Origin of the sequence: Microbacterium sp. MEJ108Y (genome assembly GCF_000834175.1) — a bacterium.
Classification (GTDB): domain Bacteria; phylum Actinomycetota; class Actinomycetes; order Actinomycetales; family Microbacteriaceae; genus Microbacterium; species Microbacterium forte.
On sequence record NZ_JXQX01000008.1, the window covers coordinates 42092 to 55384 of the forward strand.

Annotated in this window: 15 protein-coding genes; 6 read left to right on the plus strand and 9 right to left on the minus strand. The window is 69.2% G+C overall.

The window, feature by feature from the left end; genetic code table 11:
• Positions 1–42 precede the first annotated feature (42 nt).
• The 6 genes from RU09_RS04305 (at position 43) to RU09_RS04330 (ending at position 5363) form a co-directional block, all read left to right on the plus strand.
• Complete coding sequence (locus tag RU09_RS04305) at positions 43–1092, plus strand: lipoate--protein ligase family protein (RefSeq protein WP_042537866.1); 1050 nt, start codon at positions 43–45, stop codon at positions 1090–1092.
• Positions 1089–2090, plus strand: a complete 1002-nt coding sequence (locus tag RU09_RS04310) for a DNA-methyltransferase (RefSeq protein WP_042537909.1) — start codon at positions 1089–1091, stop codon at positions 2088–2090. The genes RU09_RS04305 and RU09_RS04310 overlap by 4 nt, the downstream gene beginning before the upstream one ends.
• A 77-nt stretch (positions 2091–2167) precedes the next feature.
• A complete protein-coding gene (locus RU09_RS04315) occupies positions 2168–2413 on the plus strand; it encodes a hypothetical protein (RefSeq protein ID WP_042537868.1) in 246 nt (81 codons plus the stop codon).
• A complete protein-coding gene (locus RU09_RS04320; protein WP_042537871.1) occupies positions 2410–2754 on the plus strand; it encodes a type II toxin-antitoxin system PemK/MazF family toxin in 345 nt (114 codons plus the stop codon). The genes RU09_RS04315 and RU09_RS04320 overlap by 4 nt, the downstream gene beginning before the upstream one ends.
• Positions 2755–2869: 115 nt before the next feature.
• Entirely contained in the window at positions 2870–3829 is a 960-nt protein-coding gene (locus tag RU09_RS04325; RefSeq protein ID WP_042537873.1) for a DUF1214 domain-containing protein, read from the plus strand.
• 67 nt (positions 3830–3896) lie between these two features.
• Positions 3897–5363: a carboxylesterase/lipase family protein gene (locus RU09_RS04330; RefSeq protein WP_042537875.1), complete on the plus strand. Its 1467-nt coding sequence runs from the start codon at positions 3897–3899 to the stop codon at positions 5361–5363.
• 31 nt (positions 5364–5394) lie between these two features.
• Here the strand turns inward: RU09_RS04330 and RU09_RS04335 are convergent, their stop codons facing one another.
• The 9 genes from RU09_RS04335 to RU09_RS04370 form a co-directional block, all read right to left on the minus strand.
• The gene (locus RU09_RS04335; RefSeq protein WP_042537877.1) at positions 5395–5892 is read right to left on the minus strand and encodes a DUF3237 domain-containing protein; all 498 of its coding nucleotides are present in this window, start codon (positions 5890–5892) and stop codon (positions 5395–5397) included.
• Positions 5889–7133: a flavin-dependent oxidoreductase gene (locus RU09_RS04340; RefSeq protein ID WP_042537879.1), complete on the minus strand. Its 1245-nt coding sequence runs from the start codon at positions 7131–7133 to the stop codon at positions 5889–5891. Before RU09_RS04340 ends, RU09_RS04335 begins: the two co-directional genes overlap by 4 nt.
• 58 nt (positions 7134–7191) lie before the next feature.
• Positions 7192–8868, minus strand: coding sequence for an amidohydrolase (locus tag RU09_RS04345; RefSeq protein WP_231567463.1), 1677 nt, complete (start codon positions 8866–8868; stop codon positions 7192–7194).
• A 4-nt stretch (positions 8869–8872) separates the two neighbouring features.
• Positions 8873–9340 (minus strand): DUF3237 domain-containing protein, encoded by a 468-nt coding sequence (locus RU09_RS04350; protein ID WP_042537881.1) that lies wholly within the window; start codon positions 9338–9340, stop codon positions 8873–8875.
• Positions 9337–11043 (minus strand): nickel ABC transporter ATP-binding protein NikE, encoded by a 1707-nt coding sequence (gene nikE / locus RU09_RS04355; RefSeq protein WP_042537883.1) that lies wholly within the window; start codon positions 11041–11043, stop codon positions 9337–9339. The genes RU09_RS04350 and nikE overlap by 4 nt, the downstream gene beginning before the upstream one ends.
• Positions 11040–11183: a hypothetical protein gene (locus RU09_RS18440; RefSeq protein ID WP_156145865.1), complete on the minus strand. Its 144-nt coding sequence runs from the start codon at positions 11181–11183 to the stop codon at positions 11040–11042. The genes nikE and RU09_RS18440 overlap by 4 nt, the downstream gene beginning before the upstream one ends.
• Positions 11180–11500 (minus strand): hypothetical protein, encoded by a 321-nt coding sequence (locus tag RU09_RS19005; RefSeq protein ID WP_042537885.1) that lies wholly within the window; start codon positions 11498–11500, stop codon positions 11180–11182. The genes RU09_RS18440 and RU09_RS19005 overlap by 4 nt, the downstream gene beginning before the upstream one ends.
• Complete coding sequence (locus RU09_RS04365) at positions 11497–12432, minus strand: ABC transporter permease (protein WP_231567464.1); 936 nt, start codon at positions 12430–12432, stop codon at positions 11497–11499. The genes RU09_RS19005 and RU09_RS04365 overlap by 4 nt, the downstream gene beginning before the upstream one ends.
• A gap of 40 nt (positions 12433–12472) precedes the next feature.
• Positions 12473–13293 (minus strand): ABC transporter substrate-binding protein (locus tag RU09_RS04370; protein WP_042537891.1); only part of this gene is annotated, 821 nt, incomplete at its 5' end.

Here is a 13293-nt window from a genome sequence, read left to right on the forward strand (position 1 = left end):
GCGGACCGCGCCCCAGCGACGGCCTCGCCTTAAGCTGTAATCGTGCACGGTGAATTCAAGGTTCCAGGAGGAAAGCTCGTCGTCGTCGACCTCGAGGTCGACGACGGCAGGATCGCTCGCTTCCGGCTCGCCGGCGACTTCTTCCTCGAACCCGACACGGCACTCGACGACATCGACCGGGCGGTCACCGGACTGCCGGTCGAGACGGATGCCACGGCCATCGCCGCGGCGGTGCGCGGTGCGCTGCCCGAGGGTGCGCAGCTGCTCGGGTTCACTCCCGAAGCCGTCGGCACGGCCGTGCGTCGAGCACTCGTCACGGCACCGGGGTGGAACGACTTCGACTGGGAGATCGTGCACGAGAAGGCGGTCTCGCCGCGCATGAACCTCGCGCTCGACGAGGTGCTCACCTCTCGGGTCGGTGAGGGGCGCCGTCGTCCGACGCTGCGCATCTGGGAGTGGGACCAGTCGGCCGTCGTCATCGGCTCGTTCCAGTCGTACCGCAACGAGGTCGACCCCGAAGGTGCTGCCCGCCACGGATTCGACGTCGTTCGCCGCATCTCGGGCGGTGGCGCGATGCTCATGGCCGCGGGGCAGATCATCACCTACTCGCTCTACGTGCCGGCATCCCTCGTGCAGGGCATGACCTTCGCCGACTCCTACGCCTTTCTCGACGACTGGGTGCTGCAGGCGCTGCGCTCGCTCGGCATCGACGCGATCTACCAGCCGCTCAACGACATCGCCAGCTCCTCGGGCAAGATCGGCGGAGCCGCGCAGAAGCGCCTCGCCAACGGGGGAGTGCTGCACCACGCGACCCTCTCGTACGACATCGACGGCCAGACGATGACCGAGGTGCTGCGCATCGGCCGCGAGAAGCTCAGCGACAAGGGAACCACCTCGGCGGCGAAGCGGGTGGATCCGCTGCGCAGCCAGACCGGACTCTCACGGGCCGAGATCATCGAGCGCTTCAAGGACACGTTCCGCTCGCTCACCTCGGCGGAAGACGGCGCGATCAGTGCCGACGAGTATGCGGATGCCGAGGCGCTGGTCGAGTCGAAGTTCGCCACGGACACGTGGCTGCATCGGGTTCCGTGACCGACCCCTCGCCTGCACCTGCGTCTGATCCGGCGACGCCTGCCCCCGTCGTCCGCGGTGACGTCTCGATCATCCAGGGCGACAATCTCGCGGTCACGGCGACCCTGCCGTCGGCATCCTTCACGCTCGTCTACCTCGACCCGCCGTTCAACACGGGGCGCACGCAGGAGCGCCAGGTCGTCACGGCCCGTCGCACGTTCACAACTCAGCACGAAACGGGCGCCGACGGCGTCGCAGCCACGGAATCCCGCGGGTCGGATGCCGCAGCCGACCCGATTCTGCTGAATACTGAACCGGCGGGCCCCGGGGCCGAGGTGCGACACGGGTTCCACGGCCACGCGTACGAGCGGGTGCGCGGCATGCTGCGCACCTATGACGACCGCTTCGACGACTACGGCGCTTTCCTGATGCCGCGGCTCGAGGAGGCCTGGCGGCTGCTCGCCGACGACGGCACGCTCTATCTGCACCTCGACTACCGCGAGGCGCACTACGCCAAGGTCATGCTCGATGCGGTGTTCGGCCGTGACTGCTTTCTCAACGAGCTCATCTGGGCCTACGACTACGGCGCGAAGTCGCGCCGCCGCTGGCCGACCAAGCACGACACGATCCTCGTCTACGTCAAGAACCCGCGCGAGTACGTGTTCAACGCCGACGACATCGATCGAGAGCCCTACATGGCGCCCGGTCTCGTCACGCCCGAGAAGGCCGCACGCGGCAAGCTGCCCACCGATGTCTGGTGGCACACGATCGTGCCGACGACCGGACGTGAGAAGACGGGGTATCCGACGCAGAAGCCCGAGGGAATCCTACGGCGCATCGTGCGGGCATCCAGCCGCCCCGGCGACCGCGTGCTCGACCTCTTCGCCGGCAGCGGCACGACCGGAGCCGTGGCCTCGGCCCTCGGGCGCGACGCCGTGCTCGTCGACGACAATCCCGAGGCGGTGCGCGTGATGACCGAGCGGATGCCGCACGCCGTGGTGACCCGCGTCGGGGAGTAGGAGGGGCATCTTTCGACGCACCCGCGAATGTCGGAAACTCTGACTACTGTCGCGGTATGACCAGTTATACTCTTCCCATGAAGACGGCGATCTCCGTGCCCGATGGCGACTTCGCTCGTTTCGAACGCGTGGCTGCACGACACGGCATGAACCGGTCGGAGTTCTTCCAGCTCGCCGGGCGACGACTGGCTGATGAGTTGGAAGGCTCTTCGGACCTGACCCGTATCGCGAACCAGATCTTGGCTCAGGCCGATACCGATGCCGACGATGAGTTGTTCGTACGAGGCAACGAACAGCGGCTGCGCGAGAGCACCGACTGGTGATCCGCAGAGGCGACATCGTCTGGGTCGACTTCGGGATTCCGCGAGGCTCGGAACCGGCGAAAGTGCGTCCGTCCGTTGTAGTGCAAGAGGATTGGCTGCTCGACACGAACGTCACTACCGTCCTCGTCGTGCCACTGACCTCGAACACCGCTCTCGAGGGGTTTCCTGGCAACGTACTGGTGCCGGCCGCGGCGTCAGGGCTCGATCGCGACTCGGTGGCGAACGTGAGTCAGATCGGTCCGGTCACACGCGAGTTCGTCGACACCTACCCGGCCGGCCACCTCGCGCCTTATCTGATGGCGCAGATCGGGACCGGCATCCGTCTCGTCCTGGGAGTCTGAGGCGCCCGTCGTCACGTTTCATGCCGATCCCCTTCCGGTCACGCATGAGATGAAGATGGCTGCGGAGAGAAGGTGATCGCTATCGTGGGCGTCACCACCGAGCGGAGGGCTTCCCATGGGCGAGCACGTGAATGTCGACAATTTCGTCGTGGCGGAAACGGCGCGGATGTTCGCCGCCCTGCAGGCTGCGGCGGGCGGGGTGAACACGTTCCGCCACAATTCCGAGCCCGCCCCGATCGACGAACAGGCAGTGGTGCGCCTGAACCGGGACACGCTGTACAGCTTCGCCATCGCGGACATCAGTGCGGGGGCGACGCTGACGCTTCCCGAGGCGGGAGACCGTTACATGTCCGCGATGATCGTCAACGAGAGCCACCTGATCAACCGGATCTTCCACACGGCCGGTTCGTTCGAGCTGACACCCGAGGAGTTCGGCTCACCTCACGTGCTGATCGCCGTTCGCATCCTCGCCGACCCGGATGACGAGGCCGATCTGGCTGTCGTGGGAGATCTGCAGAAGGGGATCAGCGTCGAAGCGCGCTCGTCGGCCCCATTCGTCCTCGCCGAATACGATGCCGAATCGCTCGAGGAGACGCGCGGCGCCCTGTTGACGCTCGCGAAGGGTGTCGGCGGATACCACGGCATGTTCGGCACGGCCGAGGAGATCATCCCGGTTCGGCACCTGATCGGGACGGCATCCGGATGGGGCGGGCTGCCCGAATCGGAGGCCGTCTATGTCGGGGTCGACACCGCACTCCCGCCAGGCAGCTACACCATGACGATGAGGGATGCGCCGGTCGATGCGTTCTGGTCGATCTCCGTCTACAACGCCGAGGGATACTTCGAGCCCAACGCCGCCGGTCGCTACACGATCAACAGCATCACCGCGGAGAAGGCGCCCGACGGTTCCGTCACGGTCCGTTTCGTCGACGATCCCGACACCCGCACCCCGAATGCGATTCCTGTGCCTCCGGGGCGGAACCTTCTGGTGCGTCTCTACCGTCCGAAGGCCGCCTACTTCGACGGCACCTGGACCGTGCCGCTGATCACCGCCGACTTGCCACGCACGCCGTAGTTTCGCGGAGTCCGGTGTGAGTGAGTCTCGGCGTGCGAGTGAGTCTCGTCGTGACAGGGTGAGAGTCATGACCGAGTACGTCGAGGTGCAGACCGCCGCGGGGCGGGTTCGAGGGCGCTGGCGCCCGACGACGGGAGGGCGAGGTGCCGCGCGATCGGCGGGCTTCCTCGGCATCCCGTTCGCCGAGCCGCCGATCGGCGAGCTGCGGTTCCAGGCGCCGGTGCCGAAGGCGCCGTGGGAGGGCGTGCTCGACACGCTCGAGTTCGCGGCGACCGCGCAGCGCGGCGACCCCGGTGTGACGCTGATCCCCGAGCCGAGCGTCGAGGGCGACTCGACCCTGAACGTGAACGTGTTCACGCCCGACCCCGAGGCTTCGGGCCTGCCCGTGCTCGTCTGGATCCACGGCGGCGGCTACTTCGCGGGTTCGCCCGCGAGCCCCTGGTACGACGGCCGCAACTTCAACCGCGACGGCGTCGTCACCGTGTCGATCTCGTACCGGCTCGGCGTCGACGGCTTCGGCTGGATCGAGGATGCTCCGTCGAACCGCGGCGTGCGCGACTGGCTGCTCGCGCTCGAATGGGTGCAGCAGAACATCGCCGCGTTCGGCGGAGACCCGAGCCGCGTGACGATCGCGGGACAGTCCGCGGGCGGCGGGGCGGTGCTCACCCTGCTCGGCATGGAGAAGGCGCAGCACCTGTTCCACGCGGTCTACGCGATCTCGGGGGCGTTGGGCGATGTGTCGGCGACTCGCGCCGAGGCGTTCGGGCGTGCGCTCGCCGCCTCGGGTGGGGTGGCTCCGACAGTGGCCGGACTGTCGACGCTGTCGGACGAGCGCCTGCTCGCGCTGCAGAAGAAGGCGACCCAGCTCGGGCCGTCGTCACTGACGACCGTGATCGAGGAGGGGCTGCCACTCGGCCCGACGATCGACGGCGACCTGCTTCCGCGGCCGACCCGGGAGTCGTTGCGTGCAGGCGTCGGTGCCGACAAGCCACTGGTGATCGGCGCGACCGACGACGAGTTCACGATGGCGTTCGCGGGAAAAACGGCGAAGGCATTGCGGTGGGTACCGCAGTCCGTGCTGCTGAACCGGTTCGGTATGCCCAAGAGCATCCGTGCCGAGTATCTCGCCGCGAATGCCGACGTCGTGCGTCTCGGGAAGGCGCGTCTCGCGGGCCGGGTGCTGACAGATCGGATGTTCCGCACCACCGTGCCGGGCATCGCGGCCGACCGTGGCGATGCCCCCACATGGCTCTACCGCTTCTCGTGGCCCTCGGGACGCTTCGGTTTCGCGGAGCACTGCCTCGACGTGCCGTTCTTCTTCGAATGCCTCGACGGCCCGTCGATGGAAGCCCTCGCGGGGCCGAACCCGCCCCAGGAACTCGCTGACGACGTGCACGGCGCCGCGGTCGCGTTCATCACCACCGGCGATCCGGGGTGGGGCAGGCACGACGGGGATGCCGGTGTCGTGCGTGTCTACGACCGGCCCACCCGTGACGTCGCCGACGCGTATGCGTCGGTGCGGGCGCTGCTCTGAGCCGAGCGGCCGCCCGCCGCGGCGGCCGGGCTCATGTCACGCGGTAGGCGCGGTAGCGCACGGCGTCCGCCTGCCGCTGGGCGACGGAGAGGAACAGCGAACGCTGCAGGTGCGCGAGCCCCGGTGCCGAGGTCTCGATCTGCACCGTGGTGCGGAAGTAGTACGACCCGGCGTCGACGTCTTCGCCGCGGCGCAGCTGCTCGAGCACGTCGGGGGTTCCGGTGCGGAGCCCCTTCGCGTGCAGCAGCAGCAGGTCGCCGTCGGTCGTGCGCGCCGAGTAGCGGCCGTCGATCTCGATCGTGCCGTCGGAGCGGACGATCTGCCAGTCGGCGCCACCGGGCAGGATCTCGGCGTCGACGGCACCGGTGACGCGGCCGCCGAGGATCGGCACGACGCGTCTGTGACCGACACTCGTGCTGCCGTGGTCTTCGAGCGGCCCGAGTCCGACGGTGACGTCGAAGGCGAACTCGAAGGTCGGCACCGGGAGCAGATCGTGCGGGTCAGGGCTGCCCGTGGAGTCGATGCTCATGCGACCGGGGTGAGCGACGCGCGCTCGTTCAGTACCGACGGCAGGAAGCCGGCGGCGGTCTTGTACCCGGTCGCGATCTGCTCGCGTTCGGCGAACGGGATGACGTCATCGATATCGTCGAACCCTTCGGGTGCACGCTCGGCCGCGAGCTGCATCACGCGCTCGGGACCGGTCGCCCTCGTGCTCGCGAGCAGAGCCGTCATGGCGGGGCGACGGGCGGCCTCGTATCCCGCGAGTGCCTCATCGATGTCGCCGGCGGTGGCGAGATGGAAGGCGAGGGTGCGGGCGTCGAGGATCGCCTGGGATCCGCCGTTCGATCCGTTCGGGTACATCGCGTGCGCGGCGTCGCCGAGCAGTGTCGTGCGCCCGAACGTCCACTGCGGCAGGGCGTCGCGGTCGACCATGGGGTATTCGAGGATCTCGTCGGCCGTGGCGATCGCCGTCGGCACGTCGAGCCAGTCGAAGTTCCAGTCGCGGAAGAGCTCGGCGATGGGGGCAGGATCGATTGCTCTGTTCCAGTCGGCGTCGCCCGTGCCCTCCACGCGGCGTTCGGCGATGAAGTTGACCAGCATCCGCCCGTCCGCGTCGACCGGGGCGAGAGGGTAGGCGACGAACTTCTGGTCGGCGTCGCCCGCCATGATCATGGTGCGCCCGTCGAGGAACGCGGGGATGCGCGTCACTCCGCGCCACAGCGTCAGCCCTCCCCAGGGAGGCGCTCCCTCGGTCGGGTACCGCAGCGCGCGCAGCGCGGAGTGGATGCCGTCGGCTCCGATGATCACGTCGGCGGTCGCCTCGACCGTGCCGGAGGATGTCTCGAAGGTCGCCGTCTCGGTGCCGTCGTCGTGGGTGGTGACGCCGATGAGGCGGTGATCGAGGCGGATGGGCTCGGCGAGACGCGCCTCGGCGAGGTCGCGCAGAGCGAGCTGCAGACGGCCGCGGTGCACCGAGAGCTGCGGCCAACGGTACCCGGCGTCGAGGCCGCGCGGCTCATGCCAGATCGGCTGCCCGAACCGGTTGTAGTAGGCCAGCGTGTGGGGCTCGACGCCCAAGTCGGCGATGGTGTCGGCGATGCCGAGCTCGGTCAGCTCGCGCAGGGCGTGCGGCAGCAGGTTGATGCCCACTCCGAGCCCGCGGATCGTGGCGCTCCGCTCGTAGACGCTGACGTCGTGCAGTCCGGCTTCATGCAGGCTGATCGCTGCGGCGAGTCCGCCGATCCCTGCGCCGACGATGATGATCTTCATCGATCTCTCCTGATCTCTGCTGCGTTCGGCCGCAGCGGGTGGGTGGGTGTGCCGGTTCTCAGGCGCGCATGTGAACCACGGCACCGCCGACGACGGTCACAGCGGTGCCCACGCTGATGAGCGCCTCGGTCGGGATCGCGAACGGGTCGACGGTCGACACCGCGATGTCGGCGCGGGCGCCGACGCGCAGCATCCCTCCTCCGCCCAGCACGAGCTCGGCGGATCTGCTGGTGTAGGCGGCGAGGGCCTCGGTGAGCGTGAGTCGCTGGGTGGCGTCGAGCGGTTCGCTCGGCGTGCCGTCGGGGCCGGGGAGCGTGCGGTTGACGGCCACGTGGATCGCGAGCCACGGATCGGCGGGCGACACCGGCCAGTCCGACCCCATCGCGATCGCGGCTCCACTGTCGGCGATCGCGCGGAACGGATAGCCGGCGCGCATGCGGGCGTCGCCGATCATCGGCACGACGGCCGGGTCGACCGATGCCCAGAGGCCCTGGATGTTGGCGGTGATGCCGAGCGGGCCGAAGCGGCGGGCGTCATCGGGGTGCACCATCGACAGGTGCGCGAAGTGGTGGCGCTGACCGGTGCCGTTGGCGCGGCGGGCGGCCTCGACCGCAGCCAGGGCGACGCGCACTCCGCGGTCGCCCATGATGTGCAGGTGCATCGCGAAGCCCTCGGCGTCGAGCGAGACGACGAGCGCCTCGAGTGCCTCGGCATCGATGTGCAGCTCTCCGCTGCCCGCGTGGCTGCAGTAGGGCTCGAGCAGGGCGGCCGTCTCGCCGTGGGGCACGCCGTCGACCATCGCCTTCGCAGTCGATGTGTCGAAGCCCGCTGCGGCGTTCGCGGCTCGGAGCGCGACGAAGCGCTCGACCAGCGCCGGCACCTGTGCGGCCGTCGTGCCAGGGGGCACCCACAGTGCGCCGGACGTGCGACTGCGCAGACTGCCGTCGGCGATCGTCGCGACGTAGGCCGCGGTGCAATCGGCCTTGCCGTTGTACTCGCCGAGAATCGCCTCGTGCCAGCCGGTGATGCCGAGGGTCCACAGGAATTCCTGCGCGTTGAGAAGACCGGCCGCGATCTCGGCATCCGTGCTCGGCGGAACGATCCGCCCGACGAGCTCTGCCGCCGTCTCGTTGAGGTACCCGGTGGGGTCGCCCTGCTCGTCGTGGTGGATGTGTCCGTTCGGGGGAGCGGGAGTGTTCCGGTCGACCCCAGCGAGCTCCAGCGCGCGCGAGTTGACCCACAGCGTGTGGTGTCCGGCGTCGCTCAGTGCCACAGGGCGGTCCGGCACGATCGCGTCGAGCATCTGCCTCGTCGGGTGGGGGAACAGCTCGTGGCTCCAGCCGCCGCCGGTGATCCACTCGGCATCCGTCGCGTTGGCCGCAGCCGCGATCAGCGACAGCGTCTCGTCGACTCTCGCAGCCGTGGTCAGGTCGCAGCTGAGCCGCTCGACACCCGCGAACGCCGCGTGGATGTGCGCGTCGACGAACCCGGGCAGGATGCCGCCGCCTACGGCGTCGATCATGCGGGTGTCGGGTCCCGCGAGGGCACGGATCTCGTCATCCGATCCGATCGCGATGATGCGCTCGCCGCGGATCGCGACGGCCGTGTCGGCGGTGCCGATCCGGCCGTCGAACACGCGACCGTCGACGATGCACACGTCGGCGGGAGAAGTGCGGGTCATGGTGGTGCCTCTCGTCGTTGCGGCCTCGCCGCTCGGGTCCTGCTCGTCGATCATCTCGTCACACCACTCGGAACACACGGATGACGACCTGGTCGTCTCCGGGGCGCGCGTAGCCGACGAACTGCGACTCGGCGAGCCAGCGCAGGGGCTCGGCATCCGTCTGGAAGACGAACGCCGTGCGGTAGTACAGATCCTGTTCGGAGGGCCGCCCACCGGCCTGGAACTGCGCGATGGCCGCCTCGTTCGCCCGCCAGTAGCCGCGGTTCACGACATCGACGAGGTGCCCGTCGATCTCGATCAGATAGTGCGCGTCGAGCTGGGTCGTCACGCCGTGATCGACCCACCAGTCGCCGCCGCCGGGCACCACTCGTCCCTCAACGCGGGGGCCGGAGAGCGCGCCACCCGTGATGGCGGTGAAGTGCAGCTCGCCGCCTTCGCCTCGGCCGATCCGCTGGGGCGGGGTCACATCGACCTGCAGCTCGAAGCAGTACTCGAACGCGGGGGTCATCAGCTCGGTGTCGGTCATCGCCGTCTCCTCTTCATCGGTCGGTCGAGCCCGATCGTGGGGATCGGGGTGGTGCGCACCGGTATGCGCCGCTGCGGTACCCAGCCGTCGCCCGGAATCGAGTCGAGCAGCAGACGGGTGTATTCAGCCTGGGGGTTGTCGAGCACGGTCCCGGTATCGCCGCGTTCCTCAATGCGACCGTCGCGCATCACGACCACCTCGTCGCACAGACGGCGGATGACGGTGAGGTCATGGGTGATCATCAGCAGGGCGACGCCGGTGTCGAGACGGATGCGCTCGAGGAGCGACAGGATCTCGACCTGCGTGGTGACATCGAGCGCCGACACGGCCTCATCGAGCACCAGGATGCGCGGTTCGGCGGCGAGGGCCCTCGCGATCGCGACACGCTGGCGCTGGCCGCCCGAGAGCGATCGGGGTCGTGCGTCGAGCAGGGCCACGTCGAGGTGCACCGAATCCATCAGCGCCGACACCCGGGCGGAGAGCGCCGCGCGGTCGTCGTCGCGGCGGTGCACGCGAATCGCCTCGGTGAGGCACTGCCGCACGGTCTGGCGTCGATCGAGCGACTGGTACGGATCCTGGAACACCATCTGCGCGGTCTTCGCGCGGGTGCGTCGTTCGGCACCCGATGCTGCTGGTGCGCTCCAGTCGTGCCCGGCGACGCGGACGGTGCCGGCGTCGGCGCGCTCGAGGCCGCAGATCACGCGGGCGGTGGTCGACTTGCCCGATCCGGACTCGCCGACGATGCCCAGCGACCCACCGGCCGCGAGGCCGAACGACACGTCGTCGACCGCGGTGAGGATGTCGTGGCCTCGACCGTGCGCGGCGCGCACCCGGAAGGATTTCTTCAGCCCGTCGACACGCAGCAGCGGCTCGGATGCGGTGGAGGGGGAGGCCGCGGCTGCGGGCGGAGTCACCGGAACGGCGTCGAGCGATGCCGACATCAGGATGCGCGTGTAGTCCTCGGTGGCATCCGCGCGCATGCTCGACCCGCGGAGCGTCTCGATCGTACGGCCCTGCTTCATGACGACCACACGGTCGCACACCGCTCCGGCCAGAGCGAGGTCGTGCGTGATGAAGAGCAGCGACAGATCGCGGTGGCGGCGCAGGTCGCCGATCACGGCCATGACCTCTTCCTGGGTCGTCACATCGAGCGCCGTGGTGATCTCATCGGCGAGCAGCAGTCGGGGGTCCATCGCCAGGGTGGACGCGATCATCACCCGCTGCAGCAGCCCGCCCGACAGCTCGGCGGGACGCTGCCGCAGCCGGCGGGTGGGAGAGGGCACTCCCACCTCGTCGAGCAGTTCGACGGCTCGGCGCTCAGCGGCATCCGGAGTGAACCCGGCCACCGTGACCAGTGCCTCGGTGAGGAAGTCGCCGATCGTCCGCAGGGGGTTCAGGTGGGCACGAGGGGTCTGGAACGCCATGCCGATGCGCAGCGCTCGCAGCTCGCGGCGCCCTCGCTCGTCGAGGGATTCGAGATCCTGGCCCTCGACGCGAATGGTGCCGGCCGTGGTGAAGGTCTCTGGGAGCAGGCCGGCGATCGCCCGCACGCTGAGCGTCTTTCCCGACCCGGACTCGCCGACCAGTCCCACCGATTCGCCGAGGGCGACGTCGAGCGTGCAGTCGTGCACGAGCGTGCGGGAACCGTCGGGCGTGGGCATCGTGATCTCGAGGCCCTGCAGTTCCAGGACGGGTGTCGTCATCGTTCCTTCTCCTCTGCCCAGGTGGTGGCGCGGGCGCCGATGATGCCGACGGCGAGCACCGTCATGACGATGAGCAGAGCGGGGAAGAGCGACTGCTCGGGCGCGCCGGCGAGGATCGCGGCCTGGCCGCCGGCGATCATCGAGCCCCAGTCGGCGGCGGGCCGAGGACGACGACGATCACCGGCGCCGTGACGCTGGCGGAGGCGCCGACCAGCACACGCGACAGGATGTCGCGACCGAGGTCATCGGTGCCGAAGAGGTGGTCGAGTGAGGCGGGGTCATTGATCGGACCGGCATACAGCTGATCGGGCGAGTAGGGGGCGAGCCACCGGCCGGCGATCGCGATCACGGCGACGGCGGCGAGCACGACGACGGCCACGACCACGAGGGGATCTCGGCGGGCGAGCCGACGAGTGGCGGCGGGGATGCGCCCCGCGGCGAGCTGACCGACGCTCATGCGTTCCTCCTGGTTCCTGCGGAGTCGGGGTCGATTGCGGCGGCCAGCAGGTCGGCGATCGCGTTGAGCACGACGAACAGGGCGACGAGCAGCAGGGAGACGACCTGCACGACCGGCAGATCCTTGCGGGCGGCGGCTTCGGTGAGCAGCGACCCGATGCCGCCGAGACCGAATGCCTGCTCGGCGATGGCCGAGGCGGCGAAGAGACCGGCGATCGTCGTGCCCGAGATCGCGAGGATCTGCGGAGCCGCGTTGTGGAAGACGTGCCGGCGGAAGACACGCCCCCACGGGATGCCGCGGACGCGGGCCGTCTCGACGTGCTCGGAGTGCAGCTGGGCGACCAGGGCGCTGCGGGTCACTCGACTGATGTACGCGATGAACATCAGCGCGAGTGACACCGCAGGGAGCACCAGGTGCCAGAGCCGGTCGAGCCCCTCCTCACCCGCCCCGAACGTCGGGAACCAGCCGAGCGAGGTCGCGAAGATCCAGATCAGCAGGATTGCGACGATGAACGTCGGCAGGGCCATGCCGAGCGACGTGGTGACCGAGACCACCATGTCGGTACGACGACTGCCGATCGCGGCGAGGATCCCGGAGCCGAGGCCGAACACCGCGATCAGCGCGGTGGTCAGCAGCACCAGCTGGAACGTCACGGCGAACCGTGCTCCCACGAGCTCGGCGACATCTGTCTTGTAGACGAACGACCGACCGAAGTCGCCGGTGACGACACCCCCGAGCCAGTGCAGGTACTGCAGCCACACCGGGTCGTCCAGCCGGTACTCTGCGCGGATCGCCGCGATGAGCTCCGGGGTCGGACGGGCCCCGCCCGCCAGCGCCGTCACCGGGTCACCCGGCGTGAGCAGAAGCGCCGAGAAGATGATGACGCTGGCGAGGAAGAGCGTGAGCGCGAGTCCGCCCAGCTTGCCGAGCACCGTCCTGATCATGAGGGTCTGTCCCGTCGTCGCAGACGACTCACTCGCCGCCGAGGCGCAGCGCCCAGGGGGAGCTGTAGATGGCGACGGAGGTGGTGATGCCGGTGAGGTCGTCGGACAGGTAGGTGAGCTGGTAGGCGCCGGCGAGCGTCACCTGCAGCTGGTCCGGGGCGAAGATCTCCTGCGCGCTCACGAACGCCTCGGCCGCGGTGGTCGCATCCGTCGCGGTGCGCGCCGCCTGGAGGTCGGCCGTCACCTCGTCGTTCGCGTAGCCCGACCAGTTGAAGATGCCGCCGAACTCTGCCGGCAGCATGAACAGCTGCGGGTAGCCGAGCACGCCGGGCACCTCGAGGTAGCCGGTCGTGGCGACGAAGTCGATGCCGTCGCGCAGCTCGGGAGTGTAGAAGAGTGCTCCGAAGTCGGCCGGCTGACGCTCGTCGATCGTGACGGTGAGGCCGATGTCCTTCGCCGCGCTCTGGATGATCGATGCCGTCTGCGAGAACTCCTTGGCACCGGCAGGAACGGCGAGCACCAGGGGCGTGGAGGTGTCGATGCCGGATTCGGCGATCAGGTCTTTGGCCGCATCGAGATCGACCTCGGGGGAGGGCAGCGCGTCGTAGGCGTCCTGGTAGGTGTCCTTCGCCTCCATGCCGCTCCAGACGAACGGCGGGACGATCGTCTTCTGCACCTGGCCGAGGCCCTGCAGAACGGTGTCGATGTAGGTGCTGCGATCGATGGCGAGGCTCAGCGCCTGGCGCACGCGCGGGTCGGCCGCCGCGCTGTCGGCCGAGGTCGGACCGAAGCTGTACGAGGCCGTGGAGGGCCCGGAGATCAGGCGGCCCTCGCCGTCTTCTGCTTCAA